The sequence below is a fragment of the Microbacterium sp. p3-SID336 genome (assembly GCF_025143365.1).
Classification (GTDB): domain Bacteria; phylum Actinomycetota; class Actinomycetes; order Actinomycetales; family Microbacteriaceae; genus Microbacterium.
This window is the reverse complement of sequence record NZ_JALXPE010000050.1, coordinates 1-14,021: the sequence shown is the minus strand read 5'-3', so window position 1 is coordinate 14,021 and position 14,021 is coordinate 1. Positions and strand designations below refer to the sequence as shown.

Annotated in this window: 11 protein-coding genes; 6 read left to right on the top strand and 5 right to left on the bottom strand. The window is 70.8% G+C overall.

Annotated features, from left to right (window positions below; genetic code table 11):
- Window positions 1-2: 2 nt before the first annotated feature.
- Window positions 3-1,064 carry a DUF998 domain-containing protein gene (locus M3C17_RS14385; RefSeq protein ID WP_259978601.1) on the bottom strand — a complete coding sequence of 354 codons (1,062 nt, stop codon included), beginning with the start codon at window positions 1,062-1,064 and terminating at the stop codon, window positions 3-5.
- Between the two features lie 100 nt (window positions 1,065-1,164).
- Here M3C17_RS14385 and M3C17_RS14380 point away from each other — a divergent pair, with 100 nt between their 5' ends.
- From M3C17_RS14380 to M3C17_RS14360, 5 genes are all read left to right on the top strand, one after another.
- A complete protein-coding gene (locus M3C17_RS14380) occupies window positions 1,165-2,253 on the top strand; it encodes an AI-2E family transporter (protein WP_259978600.1) in 1,089 nt (362 codons plus the stop codon).
- 109 nt (window positions 2,254-2,362) lie between these two features.
- Window positions 2,363-4,033, top strand: coding sequence for a SulP family inorganic anion transporter (locus M3C17_RS14375; protein WP_259978599.1), 1,671 nt, complete (start codon window positions 2,363-2,365; stop codon window positions 4,031-4,033).
- 4 nt (window positions 4,034-4,037) lie between these two features.
- A complete protein-coding gene (locus M3C17_RS14370) occupies window positions 4,038-4,709 on the top strand; it encodes a GAP family protein (protein ID WP_259978598.1) in 672 nt (223 codons plus the stop codon).
- A gap of 36 nt (window positions 4,710-4,745) precedes the next feature.
- Entirely contained in the window at window positions 4,746-5,462 is a 717-nt protein-coding gene (locus tag M3C17_RS14365; protein ID WP_259978597.1) for a GAP family protein, read from the top strand.
- Between the two features lie 112 nt (window positions 5,463-5,574).
- A complete protein-coding gene (locus M3C17_RS14360; protein WP_259978596.1) occupies window positions 5,575-7,917 on the top strand; it encodes an arylsulfatase in 2,343 nt (780 codons plus the stop codon).
- A gap of 24 nt (window positions 7,918-7,941) precedes the next feature.
- Here M3C17_RS14360 and M3C17_RS14355 read toward each other — a convergent pair whose 3' ends face one another.
- The 4 genes from M3C17_RS14355 to M3C17_RS14340 all read right to left on the bottom strand — a co-directional run bounded on the left by M3C17_RS14355 (window position 7,942) and on the right by M3C17_RS14340 (window position 13,399).
- Window positions 7,942-8,751, bottom strand: a complete 810-nt coding sequence (locus tag M3C17_RS14355; RefSeq protein WP_259978595.1) for a helix-turn-helix transcriptional regulator — start codon at window positions 8,749-8,751, stop codon at window positions 7,942-7,944.
- A complete protein-coding gene (locus M3C17_RS14350) occupies window positions 8,732-10,528 on the bottom strand; it encodes an AAA family ATPase (protein ID WP_259978594.1) in 1,797 nt (598 codons plus the stop codon). The genes M3C17_RS14355 and M3C17_RS14350 overlap by 20 nt, the downstream gene beginning before the upstream one ends.
- Before the next feature lie 81 nt (window positions 10,529-10,609).
- Complete coding sequence (locus M3C17_RS14345) at window positions 10,610-11,605, bottom strand: FUSC family protein (RefSeq protein ID WP_259978593.1); 996 nt, start codon at window positions 11,603-11,605, stop codon at window positions 10,610-10,612.
- Window positions 11,606-11,725: 120 nt separating this feature from the next.
- Window positions 11,726-13,399, bottom strand: coding sequence for a SulP family inorganic anion transporter (locus tag M3C17_RS14340; protein WP_259978592.1), 1,674 nt, complete (start codon window positions 13,397-13,399; stop codon window positions 11,726-11,728).
- A 184-nt stretch (window positions 13,400-13,583) separates the two neighbouring features.
- Between M3C17_RS14340 and M3C17_RS14335 the strand changes: the two genes are divergently transcribed.
- Window positions 13,584-13,970: an SHOCT domain-containing protein gene (locus M3C17_RS14335; RefSeq protein ID WP_259978615.1), complete on the top strand. Its 387-nt coding sequence runs from the start codon at window positions 13,584-13,586 to the stop codon at window positions 13,968-13,970.
- Window positions 13,971-14,021: the final 51 nt, after the last annotated feature.

The window sequence follows — 14,021 nt, the reverse complement described above, 5'->3', positions numbered from 1 at the left end:
CTTCAGCGGGCGACGGTCGCGGCGTCGCGCCGGAGGGCGTCGGCCGTGCGCAGGAACAGGATGATCCACGTGAACACCAGGATTCCGGCGATCAGCTCGACCGCGGTGAGCGTGTAGTAGCCCGTCGCGAAGAACACGGCGAGCACGATTATCACCAGGATGAAAAGGTAGCCGAGCGCCAGGAACGTCCGCGTCACACCGGGGATCCAACGCCGCAGCCCGAACGCGAGCACCCCGAACGCGACGGCCATCCCCGAGGCCACGGCGGTGTGCACCCAGAAGAACTCGTCCACGGGGAACACGCCGACCAGGCCGAGGAAGACACCGACCACGACCAGGCAGGTGCGCACGGCCCGCACACCGCCCCGTCGAGTGGTGGGGATGCCTCGCGTGGCGTAGCGCGCGAGCGTGGTCACCAGGAGCCCCGCCACGATCAGCGTGAGGTTGAACGTGCGGGCGGAGAGGTCGTCGGTCATGCCCAGAGCGCTCAGGTTCTCCTTCCACCACTGCGGGTCGCTGGCCGTGAGCATGCTCGTGAGCACGCCGAGCACGAGGAAGAGCGCCAGCACGATGGCGAGCAGCGCCATGTCCATGTGCGTGGCGGAGAAGAACACCACGTACGCGGTGACGGAGGCGGCGGCGCCGCCGAGCAGCAGCACCGGCACCGGGTAGACCACCGCGCCGATGAGGCCGGCCTCGATGATGGTCGCGGCCAGCGTCCAGCCCAGCAGCGCGATCACGGCGTGCGCGAACGCGAGAGCGGCGATGTCGATCACGTCCAGGACGCCGAGGCGTCGCGTGCGATGCGGATCCGCGGCGATCGCTCTGCCGAGCAGGAACGCGACCACGGCGGTGAGCGCGGAGGCCAGCGCGGCGTACTGTCCGACCGAGCCCGGCCCCGCGATGGGTGCGGGCTGCAGGCGGAACACGAGCAGCGCCATCAGCGCCGCGAGCACGAAGGCGACCACGGCGATCTGCAGCGCGAGCGCTTCCCTCGCACGCTCCCGCGCGCCGCCGGCGGAACGGGCCGCCGACAGGAGGTCCGGGGGCGGTGGGGTGGACATGGCGCCCAGTCTGCTCCGGCCCGGCACCCCTGCCCGGGGCGCGTCACCCGTCCAGGGCGATGCTCCCGCCGCACCGATCGGCCCGGGCTACGCTGGCGGCGTGACCCCCGCACCCTCCGCACCCGACCGCGGCGCCGACCGCCTCCTCTCGCCCAGTCTTCGGGTGCTGCTCGTGCTCGCCGCGGGGTCGATCACCCTCGCCGGGGTGTGGGCCGCCAGGGAGGTGTTCAGCCCGCTGGCACTCGCGGTCGTGATCGTGGTGATCTGCGACCCCGTGCGCCGCCCGTTCGCCCGTCGCGGGTGGCCGACATGGGCGGGGTCGACCGCCGTGATCCTCGTCGCGACCGCGATCCTCGTGGCGATGGGGGCGCTGCTGTGGCTCGCCGCGACGCAGTTCGCCGCGCTCATCGCCGACCTGGCCTCCGACGGCGGCCTCGCGCGATCGGCAGAGGACCTGGTGGCCCTGCTGCAGTCGCTCGGGCTGGCGGACGAGGCGTCCGATGCGGCCGCGTCCGTGCTCGATCCGGAGGCACTGCTCGCGGTGGCCGGCAGCGTGAGCAGCGCCGTGATCGGCGTCGCCACCGCCCTGTTCTTCGTGTGCGCGTACATCATCTTCCTCGCCGTGGACGCGGCCCGCTATCAGCGTGCGCGTGCCGTGTTCGGTGCGAGCAGACGGGAGACCATCGACCGCATCGCGCACCTGAACAGCGGTGTGCGTCGCTACTACGTGGTGAATGCCGTCTTCGGCGCGATCGTCGCCGTGATCGACGGGCTGGCGCTGTGGTGGCTGGGCGTCCCGGCGCCGGTCGTATGGGCGATCCTCGCCTTCGTGACCAACTTCGTGCCGAACATCGGCTTCGTGCTCGGCCTGATCCCGCCGGCGGTGCTGGCCCTCGTGGTCGGCGGCTGGCCGCTGATGCTGGGCGTGATCGCGGTGTACTGCGTCGTCAACGTGGTGCTGCAGGTGCTGGTGCAGCCGAAGTTCGTGAGCGACGCCGTCGACCTCAGCCTGACGCTGAGCTTCTTCTCCGTCATCTTCTGGACCTTCGTGATCGGCCCTCTCGGCGCCATCCTCGCGGTGCCGCTCACGCTCCTGATGCGGGCACTGGTGCTGGAGGGAGACCCCGGCGCGACCTGGCTGCGCTGGCTCTCCGGGGACCGCACCGCACTGCCGCAGCGCGAACGCTAACCCCCGCTGAAATCACCCGGGCGATGTTGGCGGCCGTCCTGGAGACGCGGTTCTCGCGGATGGGAGGGTGGACGCGCCGCGCTGTGCGGCTCGGCTGAGGGGAGGTGGCATGCAGCGACCACTCGCGGGCCTGACCGGACGGAACGTCGTCACCGAGCTGACCGCCGGTGTCACGCTGCTCGCCATCGCGATCCCGCTGAACATCGGCTATGCGCAGATCGCCGGGCTGCCCGCGACCGCGGGTCTGTACGCCCTGATCGTCCCGACCGTGCTCTACGCGCTCGTCGTGTCCTCACGCCAGCTGGTGGCGTCGCCGGACGCGGCCGCCGCTGCGCTCGTCGCCTCCTCGGTGGGCGGCCTCGCCGTGGCGGGCAGTGCGGACTACGCGACGCTCGCCCTCGCGCAGGCCGTGCTCTCGGGCGGGCTGTTCGTGCTGCTCGCGGTCTTCAAACTCGGCTTCCTCGCCAACTTCCTGTCCAAGCCGATCCTGGTGGGCTTCGTCGGCGGCCTGGCGCTCGACATCATGGTGAGCCAGATCGCCAAGATGCTCGGCGTGAAGATCGACTCGGGCGCGGAGTTCGTCGACAAGCTCGTCGCCCTCGTCACCGGTCTCCCCACGCTCAACGTCTGGTCGGTGCTGATCTCCGCCGTCTCCGTCGCCGTCCTGCTGCTGGGCCGCGCCTACCTGCGCGCCGTGCCCTGGGCACTGATCGTGCTGATCGCGACCACCGCGACGGTCGTGCTCACCGGCCTGGATGCGCGCGGTGTGGCTGTGCTGGGTGAGGTGCCGGCAGGGCCGCCGGCGCTCACCTGGCCGATGATCGACTGGACCACCTGGCTGGCGCTGGTGCCCTCGGCGATCGCCCTGACCCTGGTCACCACTGCGGAGGGCCTGCTGGTGTCACGGTCGTACTCCGAGAAGCACCGCTACCCGTTCCGGGCGAACCGCGATCTGCTGGCCTTCGGCGTCGCGAACATCGCTGCGGGAGCCCAGGGCAGCTTCGCGGTCGGCTCCTCCACCTCCCGTACCGCCGCGATGGACCAGGCGGGGTCGCGCACCCAGCTCCCCTCGCTCGTGCTGGCCGTCGGCACTCTGCTGCTCCTGCTGTTCGGCACGGCCCTGCTGGAGGACATCCCGTCCCCGGCGATCGGCGCGATCGTGGGTGTCGCGATCATCCCGCTGCTCGGGATCCGCGACTTCATCGACCTGTGGCGCAAGGACCGCTTCGAGTTCCTGATCGGTGCGGCGTGCTTCCTGGTGACCCTGCTGATCGGCTCGATCCCCGGCATCGTGGTGGCCTTCGTCCTGGCGCTCATCAACCTCGCCAAGCGCGCGGCCAACCCCGCCATCGACGTGCTGGAGGCCTCAGGGGATCCGGGCGAGTCGCTGCTGGAGGACGCGCCGTCCGGGTCGACCACGGCACCCGGCGTGATCGTGGTCCGTCTCGCCGCACCGCTGTTCTTCGCGAACGGCTCCGTGTTCACGAGCGCCGTGAAGGAGGCGATCCGCGCCGCCGGCGAGGGCACCGTCCACCACCTCGTCGTCGACATGGAGGCGGTGACGGATGTGGACGTGACGGGGGCCGAGTCGTTCGAGGCGCTGAAGCACTGGCTGGACGATCAGAACATCTCGCTCTCCTTCAGCCGGGTGCGGCCGAACACGCTGCGCCGCCTGTCCGAGCTGCAGCTGCTGCACCGGGAGCCGGTGTACGCGACCAACCGGGCGGCGATCGCCGACCTGATCTCGCCGGCGGTGACGCCGGTCACTGAAGAGAGGTAGCCCCATGGGCCAGGCCATCGGAGACATCCTCCCCCTCGCTCTCGGCGTCGCGATCAGCCCGATCCCGATCATCGCCGCGATCCTGATGCTGCTGTCGCCGAAGGCGCGGGTGACCAGCGTCGGGTTCCTGCTCGGCTGGGTGATCGGCATCGTGGTCGCCGTCACGGTGTTCACGCTGCTCTCGGCCGTGATCCCGGAGGACGACCCCGACGCCTCGCACCCGATCCGCGGCACCGTGCAGCTCGTGCTGGGCGCGCTGCTCCTGCTGCTCGCGATCGCGCAGTGGCGCAAGCGCCCGAAACCGGGCGAGACCGCGGCGCTGCCGAAGTGGATGCAGGCCATCGACACCATGGGCTTCCCTGTCGCCTTCGGGCTCGGGTTCCTGCTCTCCGCGCTGAACCCGAAGAACCTGCTGATGGCAGCCGGCGCCGGCATGAGCATCGGCGGAGCCGGACTCGACGGCGGCGAACCGGTGGCGGTGATCGCCGTGTTCACGGTGATCGCGGCGTCCACGGTGCTGGTGCCGGTCATCGGGTACCTCGTGGCGGCCGACCGGCTCCGCCGTCCCCTCGATGCGCTGCGGGGCTGGCTCGCCGACGAGAACGCCGTGATCATGGCCGTGCTGCTCCTGGTGATCGGCGTCTCCATGGTCGGGAAGGGCATCGGCAGCTTCTAGGTCGGAGCTTCCGGAGGACAGGACGGAGGGCTGCACGTGGGCGAGCTGATCGTCTCCCTCGTGCCGGTGGCGCTGGGCGTGGTGCTGAGTCCGCTGGCGATCATGGCGCTCGTCGCGGTGCTGCTGTCGGGGCAGGCGCGTGCGAACGGCATCGCGTATCTGCTGGGCTGGCTGCTCGGCCTCGGCGGCGTGGTGGCGCTGTTCCTGTGGATCTTCCAGGTGATGGAGGTGCAGGGACGCGCGGAGCTGCCGCTCTGGGTCGCGCTGCTGCGGCTGCTGCTCGGGCTGTTCCTGGTCGGCGCTGCGGTGTGGGTGTATCGCAAGGGCCGCGCCCACATCGCGCAGATGGCGACCGCCACCACCCCGCGCGACGTGGTCGCCGCCTCGCCGCAGCTGCCGGGGTGGCTGCACTCGGTGGCGTCGTTCCACCCGGGGCGCACGTTCCTGCTCGGCCTCGGTCTCTTCGTGCTCAACCCGGTCGACGCGTCCTGCGCGATCATCGCCGCGCTCGACATCTCGCTCGCCGAGGTCGACGCCTCCGCCGCGTTCTGGGCCGCCGTGGTGTTCATCGCGGTGGGTGCTCTGCCCATCGCCGTGCCGGTGATCTACGTCGTCGTCCGCGGCGCCGACGCGCAGCCGCTCCTGGACCGCGTGCGCACCTGGATCGGCGGCAACACCCACGTGCTCAACGCAGCCATGCTGCTCGTGATCGGCGTCCTGCAGCTGAACAAGGCCATCGGCGCGCTGCTCTGACCCGAGGACGTGATAATCACCCGGATGAACGCGGGCTCACCCGGGTGACCCCGAGCTCCCACCCCAGTACGTTGCGGATAAGCGCAAGACGGCTGAGACGAAGGAGATGGACATGACCCGCGACTTCCAGGGCAGGATCGAGCTCGACGTTCGCGACTCGGAAGCGGACTGGGACGCGTTCCTTCCCGCCAGACCCCCGCAGGGGGCGCCCAACGTCCTCGTGGTCCTGTACGACGACACCGGCATGGCCGCATGGTCGCCCTACGGCGGCCGCATCAACATGCCGACCATGGACCGCCTCGCGCAGAACGGGCTCACGTACTCGCAGTGGCACACGACCGCGCTGTGCTCGCCCACCCGCTCCACGTTCCTGACCGGACGCAACCACCACCTCAACGGCTTCGCCACCATCTCCGAGTCCTCGACCGGGTTCCCCGGCTACAACTCGCACATCCCGGAGTCGAACGTGACGATGGCGCACATCCTCCGCGACGCCGGGTGGTCGACGTTCTGGGTGGGCAAGAACCACAATGTGCCGATCGACGAGTGGACCGCGGGCGCCTCGAAGAAGCACTGGCCTCTCGCTCAGGGATACGACCGTTTCTACGGATTCATCGGCGGCGAGACCAACAACTGGTACCCGTCACTCGCGGAGGACAACCACTACATCGACCAGCCCTACCTCCCGGAGGACGGCTACCACCTCTCGAAGGACCTCGCCGACCAGGCGCTGTCGATGATCCGTGACGTGAAGCAGACCGAGCCAGACAAGCCCTGGTATCTCTGGTTCTGCCCCGGCGCGAACCACGCCCCGCACCATGCGCCGCAGGAGTACATCGACCGCTACAAGGGGGTGTTCGACGACGGCTACGAGGCCTATCGCGAGTGGGTGCTCGCGCGCATGATCGAGAAGGGGATCCTGCCGGAGGACACCGAGCTGACCGCGCTCAATCCGATGCCGGACGGCTCCTTCTCGGCCGCCGACGAAGTGCGCCCGTGGGACACGCTGAACGACGAGGAGAAGGCGATGTTCTCCCGCATGGCCGAGGTGTACGCCGGCTTCAGCGAGTACACCGATGCGCAGGTCGGCCGCATCGTCGACTATCTGGAGGAGTCGGGGCAGCTCGACAACACGCTCATCATCTACTGCGCCGACAACGGCGCCTCGGGCGAGGGCAGCCCGAACGGCTCGGTCAACGAGGGCAAGATCTTCGGCGGCTACCCCGACGACGAGGCCGAGAACCTGCGCATGGTCGACAAGCTCGGCTCCCCCGACACGTACAACCACTACCCGACGGGGTGGGCGGCGGCGTTCTCCACGCCGTACAAGATGTTCAAGCGCTACACCTATCAGGGCGGCGTGTGCGACCCGCTCGTGATCCACTGGCCCGCCGGCATGAAGGCCCGCGGCGAGGTGCGCCACCAGTACCACCACTCGACCGACATCGTGCCGACCATCCTGGAGGCGTGCGGAGTCGACTTCCCCGACACGTACAACGGCGTGAAGCAGACGCCGCTCTCCGGCGTCTCGATGGCATACTCCTTCGACGCGGCGCCCGATGCGCCGACCGAGAAGAAGACCCAGTACTACGAGATGTTCGGCCAGCGCGGCATCTGGCACGAGGGGTGGAAGGCCGTCACCGTGCACGGGCCGATCAGCGGTCGTGGCCACTTCGACGAGGACCGGTGGGAGCTGTATCACACGGATGTCGACCGTGCCGAGGCGCACGACCTCGCTGCCGAGCACCCGGATCGCGTCGAGCAGCTGATGGAGCTGTGGATGCGGGTCGCGAAGGAGAACGCCGTGCTGCCGCTCAACGACCTGCAGATCATTGGCAACCCCAAGGACTTCGAGACCTTCGTGGCGATGGAGTTCCACCAGCCGGCGCCGCCGTCGGGGCGCTTCGTGTATTACCCCGGCACGAGCGAGGTACCGGAGCGATCCGCCGCCAACACCCACGGCGTCTCGTTCAAGATCGCCGCGGAGGTGGAGTTCACCCCCGACACCGAAGGGGTGATCTTCGCGCACGGTTCCCGGTTCGGCGGGCATGCGCTCGTCGTGAAGGACGGGCAGGTGCACTACGTGTACAACTTCCTCGGTATCCCTCCGGAGGACCGCATCTCGGGCCCCGCTCCGACCTCCGGTCGACACATCGTCGGCGTCGAGTTCGTCAAGGAGGGCATGGGCGAGTACCGCGAGGGTACCGGGCCCGCACGGCTGTACATCGATGACGAGAAGGTCGACGAGAAGCAGATCCGCACCGTGCTCGGGCACTTCTCCCTGTGCGGCGAGGGTCTGACGATCGGGCGGGACAGCGCCGACCCGGTGTCGTCCCTGTACGGCTACGGCTTCGACTTCACCGGCGGCGAGATCGCCCAGGTCGTGTTCGACATCGCCGACGACGCGTACCTCGACCTGGAGGCGCACCTGGCGGCGGCGATGGCCAGGGACTGAGCCGGCGACGGCGGCCGCGGCCCCTCAGGAGATCCCGAGGGCGTGCGCGGCCGCCGTGACCCCTTCCCTGTCCGACACCCCGAGCTTGCGGTAGATGTTGCGCACGTGCGTCTTCACCGTGTTCGGCGAGATGAACTCCTGCGTCGCGATCTCCCGCAGCGTGGCGTTGCGGCTGAGCGCGGCGAGCACGATCCGCTCGCGCTGCGTGAGCTCCTCCTCCAGGAGGACGCCTGCCGCGGCGAGCCGCTCGCGCACGGTCTCCGCGAAGCGCGTGCGCGAGCCCGCGGTCGCGCGCGCCGCGAGCAGCCTGGTCACCACCGGGCCGGCCTCGGCGACCCGGCGCACGTGCTCCTCCGGCTCCGCGAGCGCCAGGGCGGTCGCGAGGGCGAGCTGCGCACGATCGGGCTCGCCGTCGAGCACGTCCAGCTGCGCCTCCACGAGCCAGGCGTCGATCATCGAGGCGGGCAGCAGACACGGCGCCGACCCCTCCAGCACCGGCGCGAGGGCACCGCGGGCGAGCCCGTCACTGCGGTCGTGCAGCGCGGCGATGGCACGGAGCACGAGCACGTCGCCCGTCTCCCCCAGCGCCGCCTCGACGTCCGTGATGAAGCGGTCGCGCACGCTCGGCTCGTGCAGCCGGTCGAGTGCGCGCACGGCGAAGCCGCCCATCATGGCGTACCAGTGCGGGGGCAGCGGGAGATCGTCCCGCGGCGACAGCTCCTCGCACAGGGCGACGGCCGCCGCGTGGGGGTCGCCCGCGCGGTCAGCGGACAGCAGCGCCCGCATGCCGTGCAGACCGCGGGCGATCGCCGCCTCACCGCCCGCATCGAGCACCCGGGCCGCCTCGCCCAGCGCCGCACCGGCGTCGATCGCGCATGCCCTCGTAGGGCACCCATGCCCGCCAGACCCTGGTCACCTCGAAGAAGGCGTTGTCGGGCTGGCCCAGCTCCCGCCAGCGCCGGTCGAGCGCGGCGCCCGCGTTCGACGCCTCCCGCATCCGCCCGCGGAACAGCGCGCTCGTGGTGAGCACGCCCTGGGCCTGCAGCTCCGCGGCGCCAGCACCGGTCGCCTTGGCGAGGTCGACGGCGAAGCGCGCGAACTCCTCTGCACGGCCCAGGTCGCCCGCGAACAGCTCGCCCATGGCGGCCTGGAGGAACGCGTAGGTGTCGAGCTGCTCCTCGCCCGGCAGCGCCCGGCATTCGAGGTCGAGTTCGTCGACCGCGTCCACCACGCCGCCACGGCGGAGTGCCATGTGCAGCGCCAGCCCGACCCGCCACCGTCGCTGCGCCTCGCTCTCCCCCGGCTCGAGGACGAGCGGAAGCGCGACTGCCGCGGCGGACGCGTTTCCGTGGGCGAGCTCGGTGGCCGCGATCAGCATGCGCGCCGCGGTACCCGACCGCATGGTCGCAGGGAGCTGCGCTGTCGCCGTGCGCACCTCGGCCACGCGCCCTTCCAGCAGCAGCTGCATGCCGCAGTGGCGCAGGATCGCGCTCATGCACATTTGGTCTCCACTGTGCACGGCGTGCTCCAGCGCGGCCAGGTGCTCTCCGCGTGCGGCGAACCACTCGGCGGCGAGACCCTCCAGCCGATCGATCCTGGCGTCCCCGTCGGCGCGCAGCCGCCCGCGGAGGAACTCCCGGAGCAGCGGATGGTAGTGGTAGCGGGGCGGCTCGTGCTCGTCCGGCCCTGACAGCACGTTGAGCCGGAGCAGGCGGTCGATCACCGGAGCCGCGTGCGCGCTACCGGTCAGCACCGCGGCGAGCTCGGACGTGAAGCCGTCGACGACCGCTGTGGCCTCCAGGAACTCCCGCAGCCCCTCGTCGAGCTCCGCGAGCACCTCCTCACGGAAGTAGTCCGCCAGCTTGGGATCGTCGCCGCGCAGGGGATGCGCAGCGACCGCCCCACCGCCCGCCGCGAGCAGGGTGAGCTGCAGTCCGGCGGCCCAGCCCTCGGTGCGGGCGATCACCGTGCTGATCTCCCCCTGCGACAGCCTGATGCCGCGCGCCAGGAAGAACGCCCGCACCTCCGCGGGTGTGAACGCCAGCGCCTGACTGTCCAGCTCCAGGGCCACGCCGGTGATGCGGCGTCGGGCAAGGGGGATCATCCGCGTGCCGCGCCCGGAGAGCACGACGTGCACGTTGCCGGGGACGTGCTGGACGAAGGTCGACAGCCGCTGCGCCACGTCCTCGTCCTCGATGCGGTGCACGTCGTCGATGATGATGACGATCCGCCCGCGCGCGTCGCCCAGCGACCTCGCGAACGCGCGGATCGTGGCAGCCGAGCGGTCGGACGGCACCGCCGCCATCGCAGCGCGGAGGTCGGGGTCGACGAGCTCTTCCAGGGCGGTCCGCACGCGCGGCAGCTCCCCCTCGCCCTGCTCCAGGGACACCCACACGACCTCCGTGTCCGGCTCGGCCTGCCGGTCCCGCGCCCACTGCGCGAGCAGGCGCGTCTTGCCGGCCCCGGCCGGAGCGCTCACGAGTGTGAGCGTCCACGGTTCGTCCAGTGCGGCTGTGAGCCGCGTGAGCAGTCGTTCCCTTCGTACGTCGCCGTTCAGTGAGGCGGGGATCGGACAGCAGGTCCGTTCTCCGCCGTGAGGACCATTCGCCATCGGTTACCCCCCGATATCGACGTGGCTCTCCCCCTCGGCGGCAGTATATTGCAGGGCGGGAGCGGTCCCGCAATACCCTCCTCACACCGATGTGCTCACCATCTCCCTCGCCTGCCTGCTGCGCCCACGCATGCCGAGGAGGGCCGGCACCAGCGCGCCGAAGACGAGGGCGAGTCCCACCCCGAGCAGCGTCTCCAGCGTCCGCTCCAGGAACCGCTCGGCAGGAGCCACCTCGGACGTGCACAGCAGCAGCGTGAGCACGAGGAACGTGGAGAAGGCAGGCGCCACGTACCAGCGGCTCTCATTCACCGCGCACAGGCAGGCCACGGCCGCCGCGATCGCGACCCCCGCACCCCAGCCCCCGGGGGCGAGCGCGGCGACTCCTGCGGCGGCCAGCGCTCCCACCAGCACCGCGCCCGCACGGCCGAAGCTGCGCGCCACCACCTGCCCGCGCACGGGCCGCATCACCAGCAGCACGGCCGCCGTGGCCCAGCCGACATGCTTCAGCCCGGTCGCGAAGCCGATCGTCGCGGCCGTGGCGGCGGCGATCCCGAGCAGGAAGCCGTACAAGACCATGGCCCGCCCCCGCGGCACCGCAGGCAGCGGCACCGGGCGCGTGTTCCGCTCCGGCCACAGCAGCGACACCAACCACGCGTACACCGACCCCACGACGACGAACGCCGCGAGCCATCCGCTGGCTGCGGACAGCGGGAAGCTCAGCCCGATGCCCACCATGGGCAGGACCAGGATCAACGCCGCGTGTCCGGCCCTGGACCGGGCGGCGGCGAGGCAGCAGAGCACCGACAGCGCGCCGATCGCCGGCACCGCCACCACCGGCACGAGCGCGAGGGCCGAGCCGAGCAGCAGGCCCACAGCCGTCAGCACACCGATCAATGGGATCGCCGCTCTGGCGCGCCGCCGCGGAGGCAGCCCGATAGCCGCCGCTGGAAGCACTCCGATGCTGAGCGCCAGCGCGAGACGTGGGTCGGCCGGCGCGACCAGCAGCGACGGCACCGCATAGAGCAGACCGAGGCCGAACCGCGACCACTGCCACCTCAGGGGAGCCGACGTCGCCATCCTGCCCGCCCCCGCGCGACGGCACCCCTGTCTCTCATCATCCTCGGCCCCCGCCCTGGATCTGCGGCCCTGCGGCCGCGGCTTCTGTGGCCGCCAGCCTAGGCATCCACGCCGACCGTGTCAGCGCTCCTCCGGCACCTCACCAGGGTGAACGTCGCCGGAGGCCCCCGACGCCTGCGTCGCCGTGAGGCCTTCGTCCACCGAGTCGTGCACGCGACCGGCTCGGTCGAGCGCCGAGAACCACGTCGTGCGCGCGGCGACCTCGCTCGCGGCGGCGGGCAGCGCGGCCAGATGGAGGGTCACGCCGAGCTGTGAGAGCTCCCTGTCCAGGTTCTCCAGCGCGTCCAGCACCGTGATCGACATCACCTCCTGCTGCCGCAACCCGAGCACGACGTGGCGCACCGGCTGCTCGGCTGCCGCGACCGTGTCCAGGATCAGGCGCTCGTTGGCCAGAGCGTTCGCGGTGTACAGCCCGCGCTCCAACTCGAGCCCGATCGAATCGCCGCGGCGTCCTGTCACACGCACCCGGGGCACGTTCAGCTCGCGCAGCACCAGGATCAGCGTCACCACCACCCCGACGGCCACCGCAGGCAGCAGCCCCGCCGTCAGACCGATCGCGGCGACGGCGGTGGCGATCCAGAAGTCCACCCTGCTGATGCGCGCCCAGCTGACCAGAAGCGGGATGTCGATCAGGCCGGCGACGGCGACGAACACCATCGCGGCGAGCGTGGCCTCCGGGAGCAGGCTCAGCACCGGGCCGAGGAACAGCGCCACCAGCACCGCCAGCACCACGGTCACGATCGTGGCGAGCTGCGAGCGGGCGCCCGCCCCCTGGTTCACCGCGCTCTGCGAGAACCCTCCCGCCGCGGGCATCGCCCCGAACACGGAGCCGACCGTATTGGCCGCTCCGGTCGCGAACAGCTCCTGGTCGCTGTCGATCTGGGGTTCGGTCGCCTGACGGAGGCTACGCGCCACGGCTGCCGATTCCAGGAAGGCCATGACGGCGATCGCGAGGGCACCAGGCACCAGGGCCGTGGTCTGAGCGAAGTCCGGCACACCGGGAGTCGGCAGTCCGCTCTCGACCGGAGCGATCAGGTCGACACCGAGCCCGTCGATGTGTCCGAGCCACACCAGGAGGATGCCGCCGAGTACGACGAGGAGGGTGCCCGGTACTCGCGGTGCGAAGCGCTTGAGCAGCAGCAGCACGGCGATCGAGCCCGCCGAGAGAGCCACGGTCGCCGCATTCGCGCTCTCGAACGCCTGGCCGACGGCCAGCAGGGAGCGGAAGAATCCGTGCCCCGAGAAGTCGACGGACTCCCCCAGCAGCTTGGGCAGCTGGCCGACCGCGACGGTCGCACCGACGCCGATCTTCAGCCCCAGCACCGTGGCGCCGCTGATGTTCTCCACGAGCGACCCCAGTCGGCACGCGCGTGCCAGCAGCAGGATCACGCCCACCAGCAGCGTGAGCATCATGAGCGAGCCCAGGGCGTCGTCGGAGCCTGCGGCGACACCGGCCGACACGAGTGTCGTGGCGGTGAGGGTCGCGATGGTCGACGTGGTGGACACGCTCATCGCGCGACTCCCGCCCAGGAGCGCGTACACCAGCATCGGGACGATGCACGTGTAGAGGCCGATCTGCACCGGGAGGTTCGCGATGGTCGCGTAGGCCATGGCCTGCGGCACCACCACGGCGCCGGCGGACAGACCGGCGATCACGTCCGAGAGCAGCCAGCGCCGGCGATACCCGTCGAGCGTGCTGAGAAGCCACGGTGGTCTGTGCGCTGCAACGCCCATGGACGCTCCCTCCGCCGTTTCGGGAAGCGTACTGCGCCCGATCCTGACACTGCGCGTACTCCGCGTCTGCGCGCGGGCCGATCACCCGGGTGAAGTCGGTGCCGTGCCGGTGCGCGCACCGAGAGGCGACGAGTAAGGTCCGAGCGTGCCGACCGCGCAGTGCGGCGCACGGAGAGGGCGGGTCATGGGCTTCTGGTCGTCGTTCTGGGACATCATCTGGTGGTTCCTCTGGATCTTCGCGTTCACCGCGTACCTGTTCGCGCTGTTCGCGATCATCGCCGATCTGTTCCGCGATCACCGGCTGAACGGCTGGGCGAAGGCGATCTGGATGGTCTTCCTGATCTTCGTCCCGTTCCTCACGGCTCTCGTGTACCTCATCGCCCGAGGAGGCGGGATGGCCGAGCGCAGCAGCGCCGAGGCGCGACGTGCGCAGGACGCCGCGGACGCCTACATCCAGCAGGTCGCCGGCAGCAGCCCGAGCGAGGAGATCGCGAAGGCCAAGGCCCTCCTCGACGCCGGCACCATCACGGACGGCGAGTACGACCTCATCAAAGCCAAAGCCCTCCGGTAGGGCATCGCCGCGGGGGGGGGGGCCCCCCCCCCCCCCCCCCCCCGGGGGGGG